The organism is Croceitalea rosinachiae (assembly GCF_031846445.1).
Classification (GTDB): Bacteria; Bacteroidota; Bacteroidia; order Flavobacteriales; family Flavobacteriaceae; genus Croceitalea; species Croceitalea rosinachiae.
Window position 1 is genome coordinate 726,011 of the sequence record NZ_JAVRHR010000001.1, and the last position, 15,336, is coordinate 741,346.

The following is a 15,336-nucleotide window of genomic DNA, read 5'->3' on the forward strand; positions in this document are numbered from 1 at the left end:
GTTCTTTTCGCATTTGTATTTGGTAACATTATTTTAACCTTTAAGCAGAATTATAATAGCATTTTTGCTTACTTTCAAATGTATTATGGGGGAAAATATATATGTTTTCATGATTGTCGCTTTGGCAATTTTAGCAATAACCGATCTTGTTGTCGGTGTAAGTAACGATGCCGTTAACTTTTTAAATTCTGCTATCGGTTCTAAAGCCATTTCTTTTAAAACCATAATGATCGTGGCTAGTCTAGGAATTGCATTTGGTGCTATTTCTTCAAGTGGTATGATGGAAGTAGCTCGTAAAGGCATTTTCAATCCTACTGAATTCGTATTTGCAGAAATCATGATCATTTTTATGGCAGTCATGATTACGGATATTCTGCTGCTCGACTTTTTCAATACCTTAGGCATGCCTACCTCTACCACTGTATCTATAGTCTTTGAGCTTCTGGGTGCTGCAGTTGCCATATCGCTAGTGAAAATAATTGGCATAGATGGTACTTTTTCCGATTTAGGAAATTACATCAATACTGAAAAGGCAACAGAAATAATTATTGGCATTTTGTTATCAGTGTTCATCGCCTTTACCATTGGAGCGATTGTTCAGTTTTTTTCTCGGGTATTAATTTCTTTTGACTTTAAAGAAAAGTCCAAATGGGTAGAATCAACTTTTGGAGGCCTGGCAATTACTGCGATTATTTATTTTATTATCGTAAAAGGACTTAAGAGCGCCTCTATATTTGACCCATCGATTTTAGATTTTATCGCAAACTCACCTGAATTGTTCCTTTTAGGCAATTTTATTTTTTGGACGCTGGTATCCTGGATTTTTTCAGCCTTATTAAAATGGAATATTTATAGGGTAATTATTGTAATAGGAACCTTTGCATTGGCCATGGCTTTCGCAGGTAATGATTTGGTCAATTTTATTGGAGTTCCGATTGCGGCTCTACAATCTTTTCAAGATTGGCAAAGTTCTGGTGTTATAGCATCTGAATTTAATATGCAGGGCTTGACCGCAGCTGTGAGAACTCCAACTGCGTTACTCTTAATTTCTGGAGGTATCATGGTGATTACCCTATGGTTTTCTTCGAAAGCTAAAAGCGTTGTAAAAACAAGCGTAGATTTGGCGCGTCAAGATGAGGGTGATGAGCGTTTTGAACCAAATTATTTATCACGACAAGTAGTTAAACTTTCTGTTGCTGCATTTGAAAATGTGTCTGCAGTTTTTCCACCATCCTTGAAAGCCAAAATTGACAAACGCTTTGAAGTTCCATATAGTTACGTCCCGAAAAGTAAGGTGCAAGATACGCCCGCTTTTGATATGGTAAGGGCGGCTGTCAATTTGATGGTGGCCAGCGTTTTGATTTCAATTGCCACTTCGATGAAATTACCGCTATCAACAACTTATGTCACTTTTATGGTAGCTATGGGCACCTCTTTGGCTGATAGAGCATGGGGTGCTGAAAGTGCGGTATACAGGGTTGCCGGGGTGTTAAATGTTATTGGTGGATGGTTTTTTACGGCTTTCAGCGCTTTTACCGCGGCGGCTATTATCGCTTATATTTTACATCTCGGTGGGTTTATTGCTTTAGTTATTTTATTGGTCTTAGCTGCAACGCTGTTGTTAAGAAACTATATGGCCCATAACAGAAAAACCAAAGTAATTAAAGCCGAGGACAGCCTAAGAAGGGCCGAAAGTAGTTCTGTACAAGGTGTCATTGAAGAAAGTGCTGATAATATTGCCAATATGATTAAACGCAGCAATAAAATTTATACAGGTGCCATCAATGGTTTGGCTAGACATGATTTGGAAGCTTTAAAGAAAAATAATAAAGGGGTCTCTAAAATGTCAAAAGAGATTGAAGGCCTTCAAAATAACATTTTCTATTTCATCAAAAATCTAGATGATTCAAGTGTCGGTGGGGCCAGTGATTTTTATATTGCGCTTTTAGGGCATTTACAAGATTTGGCACAATCGCAGGAATATATCTCAAAAATAGGCTTGACCCATGTGAACAATAATCACAAAAAGCTTAAATACAATCAAATAAAAGAGTTAAAAGACCTAGACCAACATTTAGAGCAACTTTTCTCAGATACTTCTGAGGTTTTCAGCAATCGGTCCTTTGAACGTATTGGTAGTATGCTTGCTACTCGGGATTCATATGTAGAACTGGTGGATGAAAAAATCAAAAAACAAGTTGCAAGAACCAGAACAGAAGAATCTAGTCCTAAAAATACTACGTTATACTTTTCTCTTTTAACGGAAAGTAAAGATTTGATCAAGGCCACTATGAAGCTTTTAGAGCTTTATTATACGGAACATGACAGTTCTATTGCTCCTGCAAAAATTTTAAAAGATTAAATTAGTCTTATGAGTAGAATTATATGCTTTATTAGCATTCTCTTTAGCTTAGCTTCAAATGCCCAAGAAATATCTGGAGTGGAATTATTGGAGAAAACGATAGCTTATCATGATTCTAATAATCAATGGGGAACATTTCAAGGTACTTTTAAAGTTGTGATGCAGACTCCAAATGCTTCAGAGCGCCTCAGTAGTATAGCCATTGATTTGCCCAGAGAATTGTTTACTCTTGAGGTAAAGAAAGATGATAATTCTTATGCCTATGTTATTGATAAAGATTCTTGTCAAATTTCACTCAATGGAGAGATAGATCCTAGTAAAGAGGCAATAAAAGAGTTTCGACTGACCTGTGAACGTGGCAATATGTTCAAAAACTATTACACCTACCTGTATGGCCTACCCATGAAGTTAAAAGATACTGGCACTCAAATAGACCCAAAAGTTCTAAAAAAGAGTTTCAAAGGCAAAGATTATTTGGTCTTAAAAGCCACGTACGATGTTGAAGTTGGCGGAGATACTTGGTATTTCTATTTTGACCCCAACACCTATGCCATGGAGGTTTACCAGTTCTACCATGATGAAGCAAAAAACGACGGAGAATACATTCTGCTGAAAGGTATGGAAGAGATTAATGGAATCAAAATGCCACAAACCAGAGCTTGGTACTACAATAAAGATGATAAATATTTGGGAACGGATATTCTATCAAAAGACTAAATTATCTATAAAAATTCATCTCATCTAAATACTTCCAAACAGCAGTAGGTAAAAGTGGGCGGATGTTTTTGCCTATCGCATGCTGCTTTCTAATAAATGTGGAGGATACTTCCATAACAGGTGCGTCAACATGGTGTATTTTAGAATGGTTTTCAAATTGATGTTCTACTTTACCCTCTGAAATTCTGGGATATACATACAGGTCGTAGCGTTCTAAGATGACCTCATAATTTTTCCACTTGTGAAAACTTTTTAAGTTGTCTTCTCCCATGATTAGACAAAAGCTATATTCTTTAGGATATTTCTCTTCTAAATGAGCTAAGGTATTTATGGTATAATTCGGTTGGGGCAAATTGAACTCAATCTTGCTAGGTTTCAATTTTTGATAATCTGCGGTCGCTTCAAAAACCATTTGATAACGGTGGTGATTGTCCAACAATGTTCTTTTTTGCTTAAAAGGACTTTGAGGAGTGATCACAAACCAAACTTCATTTAGGTCTGAAAATTCTACCATATGATTTGCTATGGCCAGATGTCCTATATGAATTGGATTAAATGTCCCGAAATAAAGACCAACTTTTTTCATTACTCCTCTTCTTGGGGGTTCAATGAAACGCCAACAAAATCGGCAACCAATTTGTGAGCTTCGTTAAGCGCAATATCAAGATCATAGTTTTTAATAACTGCATCAAATTGTGGTGCAGTTGCCAATTCAACAGATGCTTTGGCGATTCGCATATTGATCTTGTCATCACTTTCTGTACTGCGCTTTTTTAGTCGAATTTTTAATTCATCAACACTAGGTGGTTTTACAAAAACCGCTAAAGTTTCCTTTGGGAATTTCTTTTTAATCCGGAGCCCGCCTGCAACATCAATATCGAAAATCACATTTTTGCCCTCTGCCCAAAGACGTTCGACCTCGCTTTTTAATGTTCCATAAAAATTATCGCGATAGACCTCTTCCCACTCTAAAAAGTCATCGTTTTTGATATGTTGTTTAAACTCAGTAATAGAAATGAAATAATAGTGCTCCCCATTCTTTTCTTTTCCCCTTCTTGTTCTTGAGGTCGCAGAAACAGAGAATGCGAGATTTAATTCGGGCTGTTCCAACAAATGCCTGACAATAGTCGTTTTACCACTTCCTGAAGGTGCCGAAAATATGAGAAGTTTACCTCCCTCACTCATAATACGTTGAGCATTTGTTCTTTTATCTTCTCAAGTTCATCTTTCATCTGAACCACCAATTGCTGCATGGGTGCATAATTAGCTTTTGAGCCAATAGTGTTGATTTCACGGCCTATTTCTTGCGAAATAAACCCAAGCTTTTTTCCGTTGGAATCGTCTGAATGCAATGTAGTCTTAAAATAATCAAGGTGGTTCGCTAAGCGGACTTTTTCTTCGGTAATATCATATTTTTCTAAATAATAAATCAATTCTTGTTCAAAGCGATTGGCATCTAAATCGACCTTTAAATCTGCTACCGCTTTTTCTAAACGCTCGCGAATGGTTCCTAAACGCTTGACATCCATATCTTTTACTTGCTGCAAAAGCTGTTCTAAAGTGGTCAATCTATTTACAAAGTCTGTTTCTAGAACCTTACCCTCCTCTGTTCGAAATATGTTAATAGCCCTTAAAGCTTGCTTTAAAGCAGCCTCTATCGTCTTAAACTCTTCAGGATCTATGTCTTCTTTATCTGTTTTTAAAGTATCAGGCATTCTAAGGGCAAGTTCTAGTAGTTTTACCTCATCACCATCGGCAATATCACGCAATTGATCCATATACTTTTTGACCACCCCAGCATTGACCTCTGTGGTTGTATCTTCTCCTGTGATTTCGATATAAAGGCTAAAATCTATTTTACCTCGAGTCAGCGAATCGGCAATGGTCTTACGAAGTTCTAGTTCTTTTTCACGAAATGCCTGAGGAATTCGAGCATTAATGTCCAGATTTTTACTGTTAAGCGATTTAAGTTCTAGACTTATTTTTTTAGATGGCAGTTGAACAACGTGCTTCCCATAACCGGTCATGGATTGAATCATAGAAAAATTCTAGGTTTTGACAAAGGTATACAAATGGAGTTTTACCATTTAGCATTTAGACATCATCTTAATCTAATTCCCTCACCCAAATGTTACGATAACTTACCCTGCTATTATCTTGATGGTCTTGCAATTGTATCGGGGCTTTGCCATGAGTACTATTTTTGGGCCATCCAATATATTCTGTGGTTCCTTCAATTTCATAGTGGTCTTGGATTAAGATACCATTATGAATTACGGTAATCGTACCTGCTTTTAATTTTTCACCTTCCGTCCCAAACTCTGGGGCATGATAAATGATATCATAGGTATTCCACTCACCAATAGGTTTTGAAGCCATTGCCAAAGGAACAGATTGTTTATAGATGGAACCTACCTGTCCATTCACATAGGTAACATTGTCATTATTATCCAACACTTGTACTTCATAGCGATTTTGAAGAAATATGCCACTATTTGCCCTACTTTGCCCTTCACCTGCTATCTCGGCAGGGGATTTCCATTCTACATGCAACTGAACGCTTCCAAAGTTTTGCTTGGTCTGAATGCTTCCTGTTTTATCTTTTACGGTCATGCTACCGTCATCATTCAAATGCCATTTGGCATCAGAGCTGTCCGCCACATGAATCCAATTATCAAGACTCGTTCCGTTAAATAAAACAATAGCATCACTTGGCACTCCGTTTTCGCCAACAACAACTTTAGGAGGAACAGGTTTATATAATTCGGTCTCCTCAGGCTTTTTTGGCTCTTTACCTTGATATTTTGTTTTGGAAACCATATTTTCAGATATTACTTCGTCACCAACCTCAACTTTAGTTGTTTCTTGACAACTCAGCAAAAGAGGGATGATGTAAAGACAAGAAATATATCTTTTCATCTTAAAGCTCTTTAATTTTTATATTTCTGTACCCGATAGAAATGGCTTCTCCGTGATCTTGCAATGCAATTTTACCGGTTTTTGATTTGCCAAAAACCTCCCATGTCTCGAATTTAGAATTGGCTACCATAGTCTCCCAACCCTCCCCATTGACCGGAAATTCAACGATTTTAATTCCATTTAATACCACAATGCCTTCATTGGTTTTGTGATTGATCGTTATCAAATAGGTATTCCATTCACCAATAGGTTTTACCACATCTTTTGACGGAGCTACCATATCATAAAGTGCTCCTGCTTGATGGGTAGTACCATTCTTTGCATCTGGATGATTGATATTGTCTAAGACTTGAATCTCTGGCCCAGTATAATATGGTTCTGGATATTTTTCATCTTCAACCACCGACCACATGATTCCACTATTGGCTCCCTCAGTAACCATCCATTCTATGGATAATTGAAAATTGGAATATTCTTTATCTGTAACCATATTGAACCTAGTCCCATCTTTGCGGTAGGAAGACGTTCGTAATATCATCGCGCCATCTTCCAATTGCCATGCATCGGGAACTTCCTTACCAGGATATACATGCCAACCATCAAACGAGGTGCCATCAAAAAGTACTTGCCACCCATTCTCTTCTTGAACCACTTCTTTTTCAACTTCAACAATCTCGGTAGTTGTTTCTTGTTTTTCCTTTTGTTTGCATCCTAAAACAAATACAACTGTTAAAAAAATCATTAGCTTTTTCATAATCCTAATAGCCTTTTAAGTTTTTCTTTATCAACATCAGCTCCTGCAAAGTCATCAAATGTTTTTTCCGTAGCTTCAATGATATGGTCTTGAATAAATTTCGCGCCTTCTCTAGCACCTTGCTCAGGGCTTTTAATGACGCACTCCCACTCCATGACTGCCCAAACGTCGCAACCGTATTGGGTTAATTTTGAGAATATCGTTTTGAAATCAATCTGTCCATCACCTAAAGAACGGTATCGACCAGCCCTATCCGACCAATCGTTATAGCCTCCAAAGGCTCCTTTTTTACCTGTTGGATTAAACTCAGAATCCTTTACATGAAATGATTTAATGAATTCATGATAGTGGTCAATATACGTGATGTAATCCAATTGCTGCAGCACAAAATGGCTAGGGTCATATAAGATATTCACGCGTTTGTGATTGCCCGTAGCTTCTAAAAAACGTTCAAAAGTATCTCCATCATGTAAATCTTCCCCGGGGTGAATTTCATAACAGACATCAACGCCTTCTTTATCAAAATGATTCAAAATCGGCATCCAACGTTTGGCCAATTCTTCAAAACCCATTTCTACCAACCCTGCTGGTCTTTGAGGCCAAGGATGCATCGTATGCCAAAGTAACGCTCCTGAAAAAGTAGCATGTGCTTTGATTCCTAGCCTTCGGCTTGCTGTCGCTGCCTTTTTAACTGTTTCTACTGCCCAAGCGGTACGTTCTTTGGGTTTTCCTTTCAAAGCGTCAGGTGCAAAATTATCAAACATGATATCGTATGCGGGATGCACCGCTACCAACTGCCCCTGTAGGTGGGTCGACAATTCCGTAATTTCAAGTCCGTACGAATTGATTTTTCCTTTTAGCTCATCACAATAATCTTGACTTTCAGCAGCTTTGTCCAAGTCAATCAAAAAAGATTCCCATGTAGGAATTTGGATTCCCTTATAACCTAAATCTGAAGCCCATTTACACATGCCATCCAAAGAATTGAACGGTGCTTCGCTATCCACAAACTGGGCTAAAAAAACCGCAGGCCCTTTAATTGTCTTCATTCAAATTTGTTTTTTAGTATTGATGATTCCTAATTTTTTTGGGAATAATCGCCTATATTTAGGAAATGATTTCTGATGTCACAACTATTGTTGTAGACAGCTATAAATATAACAATTTAGCTAAGAACCAAAACAGCCTCTGTGAATCAAAATACGGTTTATGATGCCATTGTAGTTGGCACAGGAATTACTGGTGGATGGGCAGCAAAAGAACTTTGCGAAAACGGTCTAAAAACCTTGGTTTTAGAACGTGGTCCAATGGTAAAACATGTGGAAGATTATAAAACTATGAACGATGACCCTTGGGACCAACCTTTCAAAAATAGGCTGTCCTTAGAGGATGAAAAAAAACACCATAAACAAAAACGGGTCGGTTGGGCACCAACTGATGCCACAAAGCACTTTTTTGTAAATGATTTAGAGCATCCATATCAAGAGACCAAACGTTTTGATTGGATTCGAGGGTATCAAGTTGGTGGTCGTTCATTGACATGGGGGCGACAAAGTTACCGTTGGAGTGATATTGATTTTGAAGCAAACCTTAAAGAGGATATTGCAGTTGATTGGCCCGTACGCTATGCAGCTATTGCCCCATGGTATGATAAAGTAGAATCGTATATAGGTGTTAGTGGCGAAAAATTGGGATTGCCACAATTACCTGATGGACAATTTCTACCTCCGATGGGCTTGAATTGCGTGGAAGAAGACTTACAGAAGAGTTTACGCAGTAAGTTTGATGATGGTCGATTATTGACCATAGGCCGAGTAGCTCATATCACAGAAAATACTGTTGAATTTGAGGGCAGAGGACCTTGCCAATATCGAAACCGTTGTTGGAGGGGATGCCCTTTCGGTGGTTATTTCAGTAGTAATTCTTCAACACTTCCTGCTGCTGAACGCACTGGAAATATGACTCTCAGAGCAAACTCCATAGTTCATGGAATCATTTATGATGAAAACACCAAACAGGCCACCGGTGTTAAAGTGGTTGATGCAGAAACGGGAGAAAAATTAGAATTCAATAGTAAAATCATCTTTCTATGTGCTTCAGCCATGGCCTCTGTTGGTATATTACTGCAATCTAAATCGGAAAGTTTTCCAAACGGTATTGGTAATAATTACGATGAATTAGGCCGTAACATTATGGATCATCATTACCAATTGGGAGCATCGGCCAAGGTAGATGGGCATTTAGATAAATATTATAAAGGTAGAAGACCAAACGGGTTTTATATTCCTCGTTTTGCCAATCTCGATGAGAAAACCAAACGTGAAGGTTTTCTTAGAGGTTTTGGTTATCAAGGGGGCGCCAGTAGAGATAACTGGAGTGAAATTGTGGCTGAATTCGGCTATGGAGAAGCCTATAAAAAAGCTATGTTACAACCTGGTGGTTGGCAAATTGGAATGACTGGTTTCGGAGAGATGTTACCACATCACGACAATAGGGTAACGCTAAGCGAAGAAAAGAAAGATAAATGGGGACTTCCTCAACTAGATTTTGATGTGGAATTCAAAGAGAATGAGCTTAAGATGCGTGAAGCCATAAAAGAAGAAGCGGTTGCAATGCTAAAATCTGCAGGGTTTAAAAATGTAAATGCCTATGATACTGAAACAGGGCCAGGTCTTGGCATTCATGAAATGGGCGGTGCAAGAATGGGTTGGAATCCGAGAACATCTGTGGTCAATAAAAACAATCAAGTACACGATGTCCCTAATATATATGTTACAGATGGTGCCTTTATGACCTCAGCAAGTTGTGTAAACCCCTCACTGACTTACATGGCATTTACGGCAAGAGCGGCAAATCATGCCGCAGAACAGTTCAAAATGGGTAAATTCGTTTAACAAATAGAATACTACATGGATAATGCCTCTGCAAGAAACCTATGGGGAGATTTTTTAGATAAGCACACAGAATTCGCTTTTGAAAAAGCACCTGAATCAAGCTACTTTGGAGATAATGAGAAAGATGCCAATATACTGGCCGATTTGGCAGTAAAAGAGATTAAAAGGGCTACATCACATTCGCTTTTGGGATTACAGCTACAAGAAAAAGCGCTACCGAAAATTGGAGATTTTTTTGTGGTTACAGATTGGGCTGGCAAAGCAAAATGTATTGTTAGAACTACTTCGGTTAAAATGATGCCTTTCTTTGCTGTACATGCTGAGCATGCCCGGCTTGAAGGCGAAGGAGATAAAAGCTTAGCGTATTGGAAAAACGCACATTGGGAATATTATACTAGAGAGCTTGCCGAATTCAATAGAAGACCATTAGAAAGCATGATTGTTGTCTTTGAGCGCTTCGAGAAAGTGTTTTAAAAGATAATGGCCGCTGAAAAGCGGCCATTATGTATTTGAGGCAGGGTGTAAGGATAGGCTAATCCATATCTATCCAAACGTTTCCTTGTTTATGAGAGGCAACCGTACCTTCAATAAAATTCATTCCACGAACCCCATCTTCCATGGTTGGGAATTCACCATCATTATAAGCCTCTCCTCGAATAGCTTTAGCAGCTCCTAAATAAATATTGGCCATAGAATCAAAAATACCTTCTGGGTGTCCAGCTGGTAATTTTGTACCATTTAATGAAACCTCAGAATTATAAGGATGTCCTGGTTTGTATACTTGTAAAGGTTTTCCTTCTGTAAAATAATACAAGAAGTTAGGGTTCTCTTGCTCCCAAACTAGACCACCTTTTTCACCGTAAATGCGAATTGCCAAGCCATTTTCTTCACCTGTGGCCACTTGACTCGCTCTAATAACTCCTTTTACATGATCATCCATCCGAATCAAAACCGTGCCGTCCACATCCATCCTATTGTCTTCATAGAGATAATTGAAATCACATAAAAGCGAACTCACTTTTAAACCTGTTGTAAACTCTACTAGGTTAAAAGCATGGACCCCAATATCGCCCATACAAGAGCTAATTCCTGCCTTTGTTGGGTCTAAACGCCATACCGATGAGCGCTTTTCTTTATCGTGGATTATAGGGTTAATCCACCCTTGGTAATAGCGGGCATCAACTTTATGAATTTTACCAAGCTCTCCATTTTTAACCATTTCTCGCATTTGGCGTACCATAGGATAGCCTGTATAGGTATGAGTCAATGCAAATACTTTACCTGATCTTTTATGAGCAGCTTCCAATTCTTTAGCTTCAGCATAATCCATAGTCATGGGTTTTTCACAAATCACATGAAATCCATTATCCAATAACTTTTTGGCCATTGGAAAATGCAAAAAATTTGGTGTTTGCACAGAACAAACCTGAATACGCTCTTCTTCTGAAAGTTTTAATTCTTCTTCAATTAGGGTATCAAAATCCTTATAAATTCTATTTGTGGGAATATCAATCTCTTTGGCAAAATCAATACTTTGCTCATGGTCAGGATTAAATACCGCCCCAACAATTTGGTAATTATCATTGATATGTGATGCAACCCGATGTAAAACCCCAATAAGGGAATCTCCTCCACCGCCTAAAATTCCTAATCTAATTTTCTTTGGCATTATTCTGATTTTTATGAAGTTTCAGTTTTTCTTTTTTTCATATAAATGTAAAGTCCTATAAATGCAACTATTAAAATTGCAGGCAAAATTGACATAGTCCTTAATGCTTCAATAGGACTCGCGTTATCCATAAGGTTACCCATAATTGGCAATACCACTGAAACAGATAACATTCCAGCCCCTCCCATAATTGAAAGCCCTAAAGCCCCTGTTTGAGGAAGATATTCTGCGACAAAACCTAACATGGTTGGCCAGAAAAAAGTCACACCAACCGCAAAAACTGCTGCAGCAGCAAAGGTCATTCCTCCACTTGTGATTGTCAACAACCAAAGTCCAATAAAAGTAAATATTGCCGAAAACAATAGCATCCCTGCAGGTTGTAATTTATGTATGACCTTACCTGCAAAAGCTCTGCCTAAAGCCATAATACCATTTATAAAAGCTAGAACCAACAATGGTACTGCAACAGATTCTTTAAGTAAAGATTCTATACGCTGCGTAGTACCTAATTCAGATGCGGCTGTTAAAAACATACATAAGACCATAAAAATGAACAGTGGTTTCCCTAAACTGGAAATCATTTTGTTGTTACTAACTCCCATTTGAACACGCTCGGTGACCGGAAAATTTTGCCCTAAAAACATAAATCCATATATAATTAACGGTATAAATAATACCCCTACCATGAACTGCCAACCAAGTCCCATGACATCCATAACGAGCCAACCTATCAAAGAACCAATCACTATGCCTCCAGGAAACCATACATGAAAACGATTTAACATCTTTGTCTTATTTTCAGTATACATTGACGCTATCATAGGATTAAGCGCAGCCTCTACCATTCCATTACCAATACCCACGAAAAGAGTTGCTGTAAATAATGAAGTTTGATCTTTTGCAAAAATTGTCCATACTATTCCTATGGCATGGGTAACAAAGGCAATCCAAGTGATTTTTTTAATCCCAAGGGAATCAACCAATGGCCCACCAACAATCATGGCAATTGTAAAACCCCAAAACGCTGGTGTGAACGCCCAACCTATTTGTTCTAAAGTAAGACCCACTCCTTCTGGCCCAAAAACGGTTTCCAATCTAGCTCTAATCGCAAAAGTCATTGATGTTACCAACAAGGCAACGCAAGAGGCAACAAATAGCCTATTTTTATTTATGTTTTCCATTTTAATGTATTTGATTCGTTTAATTGGTTACTGTTTATATTCTATTTTTTCATTTTTAAAAGTCAAGGCAAAAATGATAAAGACCAAAAATGCAAAACTAGCTGGGTACATCCAAATCGTTTGCCATGTATGACCTCCATCATCTAAAAGATAAGTATCGGTTATTTTTCCTGCTATCCAAAAACCAACTAGCATTCCTACACCATAGGTCGCTAAAGTAATTAAGCCTTGTGCCGCACTTTTATATTTTTCGCCTGCCTTGGTATCGGTATATATTTGACCAGAGACAAAAAAGAAATCGTAACATATACCATGTAATGCTATTCCTATTAACAACATGAAGGTGAACTCACCAGCATTGCCATAAGCAAACAACATGTAGCGTATGGTCCAGGCAAGCATGCCTACCAAAATCGTTTTCTTAAAACCAAATTTTTTAAAAAAGTAAGGCAATAAGAGCATAAAAAGAACTTCAGATATTTGACCAATAGTCATTTTTCCGGTAGGGTTACTAACCCCAATTTCTGATAAAAAAGGATTCGCATTTTGATAATAAAAGGCTAGAGGAATACAAATTAGAACAGACGAAATAAAGAAAATCAAAAAGTTCTTATCCTTTAAAAGTTTTAGCGCATCTAAACCTAAAAGGCCAGAAATAGTTACTTTTTCATCTTTTGAAACCCGAGGGGGTGTTTTAGGAAGTGTAAAACTAAATAGCCCTAATAATGCTGAAGCAATCGCTACCATTAAAAAGGTGTTTTTCAACATTCCATCAGCTCTCGATTCAGGAGAATCCCAAAGAAAAATATAGCTAATCAGTAACCCTGATGCGATCCAACCTATTGTTCCGAAAACCCTAACAAATGAAAACTCTTTTGCAGGATTTTTCATTTGGTTAAACGATATGGAGTTGACCAAGGCTAAGGTTGGCATATATAAAATCATATAGCCAAGAACATAAGGGTAGAACATACCAAAACTCTCCGAGCCATACATGAAGTACATTAATCCGGCACCTAACAAGTGTAAGACCCCTAGAATACGCTCTGCATTGAAATACCGATCAGCAATAAGACCAATAATAAATGGGGCGATAATGGCACCCCAAGATTGTGTAGAAAAAGCTTGAGCAATTTCACCACCAGTGGCCTTTAAATTATCTCCTAAAAAAGTTCCTAAAGTAACGAACCATCCACCCCAAATAAAAAATTCGAGAAACATCATAAACGATAATTGAACCTTTATCTTAGTATTCATGAACTTTTAAATTATCGCTTAAAATGGATATAATCTAGCTTCAAAGGCTCAATACTATTGTTTCGAAAATCTGCCAATATCTGGCCTCTATGGTGTGTCGAATGATTGATGATGTGAAAAAGAATATCTTTTAAATCATTGGCAAAGCCCCTACCTTCCGTTGTCACAAAATCAACCCTTGCATTAAAATCATCGGTGTTTCTAATAATTTCAAAAGTTGCTCTTTGATTTTCATAGTGAATATCTTGCCAAGTGTCAACCTTATGGAGTTCCCAGACGTCGTATTCCTTATCCTCATTTAGAATTCTTTTGTTCCAAATATGATGGGCATTCAAAATATGACTAAAAAGTTTACCACTTTTTTCAGGAATGCTGTCTAAGGTAACTGATTGCTCAATAATATTTTTATTGCAATAAAAATTGTAATCGAACAATTGGTTAAAAAATACTTCCATATTTAAAACAAATTATGCTAAAGCACTACCTGCCTTAATAAGAAGATTTTTTGTAGCTAAAATTCCTTCTTCCTCACTCAAATTACTCCCTTCATATTCCACACCAACATAACCTGTATAACCAGCTTCTTTAACTAGCTTTAATATTCGACTGTAATCAATTTTTGTTTCATCACCATTTTCATCAAAATCATAGGCTTTGGCGCTAACAGCTTTTGCATGTGGCATTAACTCAGCAACACCCTGATATTTGTCATATTCCTCAATACACTTTGAATCATAATAATCACCAGATTCCCTTTTTACACAAAAATTACCAAAGTCAGGCAATGTTCCACAGTTGTCCATATTGACCGTTGTCATTACATTGGCCAACATAGCCGCGTTTGATGACAGTCCACCATGGTTTTCAACAATGATATTGATTTTTTTGTCCTTTGCATATGTAGCCAATTGTGTTAGGCCATCAACAGATGCGGCCATCCATCCTTCTGGCTCTTGAACCCCGTTCAAGTTAACCCGTATAGAATGACAGCCCATTGCTGCTGCGGCATCTACCCATTTGTAATGATTCTCAACGGCCACTTTTCTTTCTTTTTCATCAGCAGCTGCCAAATCACCCTGTCTGTCAATCATTATTAGTACATTCTCTAAACCATATTTTTCGGCTTCGGCATTGCATTTATCTACAAAATTTTTCATGGCTTCTTCCGAATAATCCGCAGCTTCTAATTCGGTCTTATACAATTGGCTCACATATTCTAATCCTGAAAAGCCCCAATTAGCAGCCTTTTCTGCAAAAGTATATGGGTCAACCCCTCCTTCTCGAATCATTTTATTAATAGACCATTGTGCCAAGGATAATTTAAAAAATGGTTCCGTAGCAGCAAGCGATATTTCTTCATCTGCAATAACATTGTCCACTTCTTTTTTTCCTTGTTTACAGGCGTATCCTCCTAAAAAAGTAATTGCTAAACCTGTTTTAGCTGTTTTGTTTACAAATTTTCTTCTATTCATAGTTGGTTAATTTTTGAAGTTCTGACAGTTAAGAAATTATGATTTACGATAACGTTATAGTATCATATTCACAATAAACACAAGGATTAAATGTAGAAAATTAATTTAATA

Annotated in this window: 15 protein-coding genes; 4 read left to right on the forward strand and 11 right to left on the reverse strand. The window is 37.5% G+C overall.

Features of this window, described 5'->3' with window-relative positions; all coding sequences use genetic code 11:
• Positions 1–85 precede the first annotated feature (85 nt).
• Together RM706_RS03335 and RM706_RS03340 are read left to right on the forward strand one after the other, a co-directional pair.
• Positions 86–2,362: an inorganic phosphate transporter gene (locus tag RM706_RS03335; RefSeq protein ID WP_311349605.1), complete on the forward strand. Its 2,277-nt coding sequence runs from the start codon at positions 86–88 to the stop codon at positions 2,360–2,362.
• Positions 2,363–2,371: 9 nt separating this feature from the next.
• A complete protein-coding gene (locus RM706_RS03340; protein WP_311349606.1) occupies positions 2,372–3,079 on the forward strand; it encodes a DUF6503 family protein in 708 nt (235 codons plus the stop codon).
• 1 nt (position 3,080) lies between these two features.
• Here RM706_RS03340 and nadD read toward each other — a convergent pair whose 3' ends face one another.
• The 6 genes from nadD to RM706_RS03370 form a co-directional block, all read right to left on the reverse strand.
• On the reverse strand, positions 3,081–3,665 hold the full coding sequence (gene nadD, locus RM706_RS03345) for a nicotinate (nicotinamide) nucleotide adenylyltransferase (protein WP_311349607.1): 585 nt from the start codon (positions 3,663–3,665) through the stop codon (positions 3,081–3,083).
• Positions 3,665–4,264, reverse strand: a complete 600-nt coding sequence (gene gmk, locus RM706_RS03350; RefSeq protein WP_311349608.1) for a guanylate kinase — start codon at positions 4,262–4,264, stop codon at positions 3,665–3,667. Before gmk ends, nadD begins: the two co-directional genes overlap by 1 nt.
• On the reverse strand, positions 4,261–5,118 hold the full coding sequence (locus tag RM706_RS03355; protein ID WP_311349609.1) for a YicC/YloC family endoribonuclease: 858 nt from the start codon (positions 5,116–5,118) through the stop codon (positions 4,261–4,263). Before RM706_RS03355 ends, gmk begins: the two co-directional genes overlap by 4 nt.
• Positions 5,119–5,185: 67 nt before the next feature.
• Positions 5,186–5,998, reverse strand: coding sequence for a 3-keto-disaccharide hydrolase (locus RM706_RS03360; protein WP_311349610.1), 813 nt, complete (start codon positions 5,996–5,998; stop codon positions 5,186–5,188).
• Position 5,999: 1 nt separating this feature from the next.
• Positions 6,000–6,752 (reverse strand): 3-keto-disaccharide hydrolase, encoded by a 753-nt coding sequence (locus RM706_RS03365; protein ID WP_311349611.1) that lies wholly within the window; start codon positions 6,750–6,752, stop codon positions 6,000–6,002.
• A complete protein-coding gene (locus RM706_RS03370; protein ID WP_311349612.1) occupies positions 6,749–7,801 on the reverse strand; it encodes a sugar phosphate isomerase/epimerase family protein in 1,053 nt (350 codons plus the stop codon). The genes RM706_RS03365 and RM706_RS03370 overlap by 4 nt, the downstream gene beginning before the upstream one ends.
• 141 nt (positions 7,802–7,942) lie before the next feature.
• Between RM706_RS03370 and RM706_RS03375 the strand changes: the two genes are divergently transcribed.
• A complete protein-coding gene (locus RM706_RS03375; RefSeq protein ID WP_311349613.1) occupies positions 7,943–9,646 on the forward strand; it encodes a GMC oxidoreductase in 1,704 nt (567 codons plus the stop codon).
• A gap of 15 nt (positions 9,647–9,661) precedes the next feature.
• Positions 9,662–10,120 carry an ASCH domain-containing protein gene (locus RM706_RS03380; RefSeq protein WP_311349614.1) on the forward strand — a complete coding sequence of 153 codons (459 nt, stop codon included), beginning with the start codon at positions 9,662–9,664 and terminating at the stop codon, positions 10,118–10,120.
• A gap of 58 nt (positions 10,121–10,178) precedes the next feature.
• Here RM706_RS03380 and RM706_RS03385 read toward each other — a convergent pair whose 3' ends face one another.
• The 5 genes from RM706_RS03385 to RM706_RS03405 are packed head-to-tail and all read right to left on the reverse strand — an operon-like array spanning position 10,179 to position 15,225.
• On the reverse strand, positions 10,179–11,315 hold the full coding sequence (locus RM706_RS03385) for a Gfo/Idh/MocA family protein (RefSeq protein ID WP_311349615.1): 1,137 nt from the start codon (positions 11,313–11,315) through the stop codon (positions 10,179–10,181).
• Positions 11,316–11,326: 11 nt separating this feature from the next.
• Entirely contained in the window at positions 11,327–12,496 is a 1,170-nt protein-coding gene (locus RM706_RS03390) for an MFS transporter (protein ID WP_311349616.1), read from the reverse strand.
• Positions 12,497–12,523: 27 nt separating this feature from the next.
• Positions 12,524–13,753: an MFS transporter gene (locus RM706_RS03395; RefSeq protein WP_311349617.1), complete on the reverse strand. Its 1,230-nt coding sequence runs from the start codon at positions 13,751–13,753 to the stop codon at positions 12,524–12,526.
• 11 nt (positions 13,754–13,764) lie between these two features.
• Entirely contained in the window at positions 13,765–14,208 is a 444-nt protein-coding gene (locus tag RM706_RS03400; protein WP_311349618.1) for a DinB family protein, read from the reverse strand.
• Between the two features lie 12 nt (positions 14,209–14,220).
• A complete protein-coding gene (locus tag RM706_RS03405; RefSeq protein ID WP_311349619.1) occupies positions 14,221–15,225 on the reverse strand; it encodes a sugar phosphate isomerase/epimerase family protein in 1,005 nt (334 codons plus the stop codon).
• Positions 15,226–15,336 lie beyond the last annotated feature (111 nt).

Coding starts and splice junctions, on each gene's coding strand:
- RM706_RS03335 (WP_311349605.1), top strand. CDS start 86: ATGGGGGAAAATATATATGTTTTCATGATTGTCGCTTTGGCAATTTTA.
- RM706_RS03340 (WP_311349606.1), top strand. CDS start 2,372: ATGAGTAGAATTATATGCTTTATTAGCATTCTCTTTAGCTTAGCTTCA.
- nadD (WP_311349607.1), bottom strand. CDS start 3,665: ATGAAAAAAGTTGGTCTTTATTTCGGGACATTTAATCCAATTCATATA.
- gmk (WP_311349608.1), bottom strand. CDS start 4,264: ATGAGTGAGGGAGGTAAACTTCTCATATTTTCGGCACCTTCAGGAAGT.
- RM706_RS03355 (WP_311349609.1), bottom strand. CDS start 5,118: ATGATTCAATCCATGACCGGTTATGGGAAGCACGTTGTTCAACTGCCA.
- RM706_RS03360 (WP_311349610.1), bottom strand. CDS start 5,998: ATGAAAAGATATATTTCTTGTCTTTACATCATCCCTCTTTTGCTGAGT.
- RM706_RS03365 (WP_311349611.1), bottom strand. CDS start 6,752: ATGAAAAAGCTAATGATTTTTTTAACAGTTGTATTTGTTTTAGGATGC.
- RM706_RS03370 (WP_311349612.1), bottom strand. CDS start 7,801: ATGAAGACAATTAAAGGGCCTGCGGTTTTTTTAGCCCAGTTTGTGGAT.
- RM706_RS03380 (WP_311349614.1), top strand. CDS start 9,662: ATGGATAATGCCTCTGCAAGAAACCTATGGGGAGATTTTTTAGATAAG.
- RM706_RS03385 (WP_311349615.1), bottom strand. CDS start 11,315: ATGCCAAAGAAAATTAGATTAGGAATTTTAGGCGGTGGAGGAGATTCC.
- RM706_RS03390 (WP_311349616.1), bottom strand. CDS start 12,496: ATGGAAAACATAAATAAAAATAGGCTATTTGTTGCCTCTTGCGTTGCC.
- RM706_RS03395 (WP_311349617.1), bottom strand. CDS start 13,753: ATGAATACTAAGATAAAGGTTCAATTATCGTTTATGATGTTTCTCGAA.
- RM706_RS03400 (WP_311349618.1), bottom strand. CDS start 14,208: ATGGAAGTATTTTTTAACCAATTGTTCGATTACAATTTTTATTGCAAT.
- RM706_RS03405 (WP_311349619.1), bottom strand. CDS start 15,225: ATGAATAGAAGAAAATTTGTAAACAAAACAGCTAAAACAGGTTTAGCA.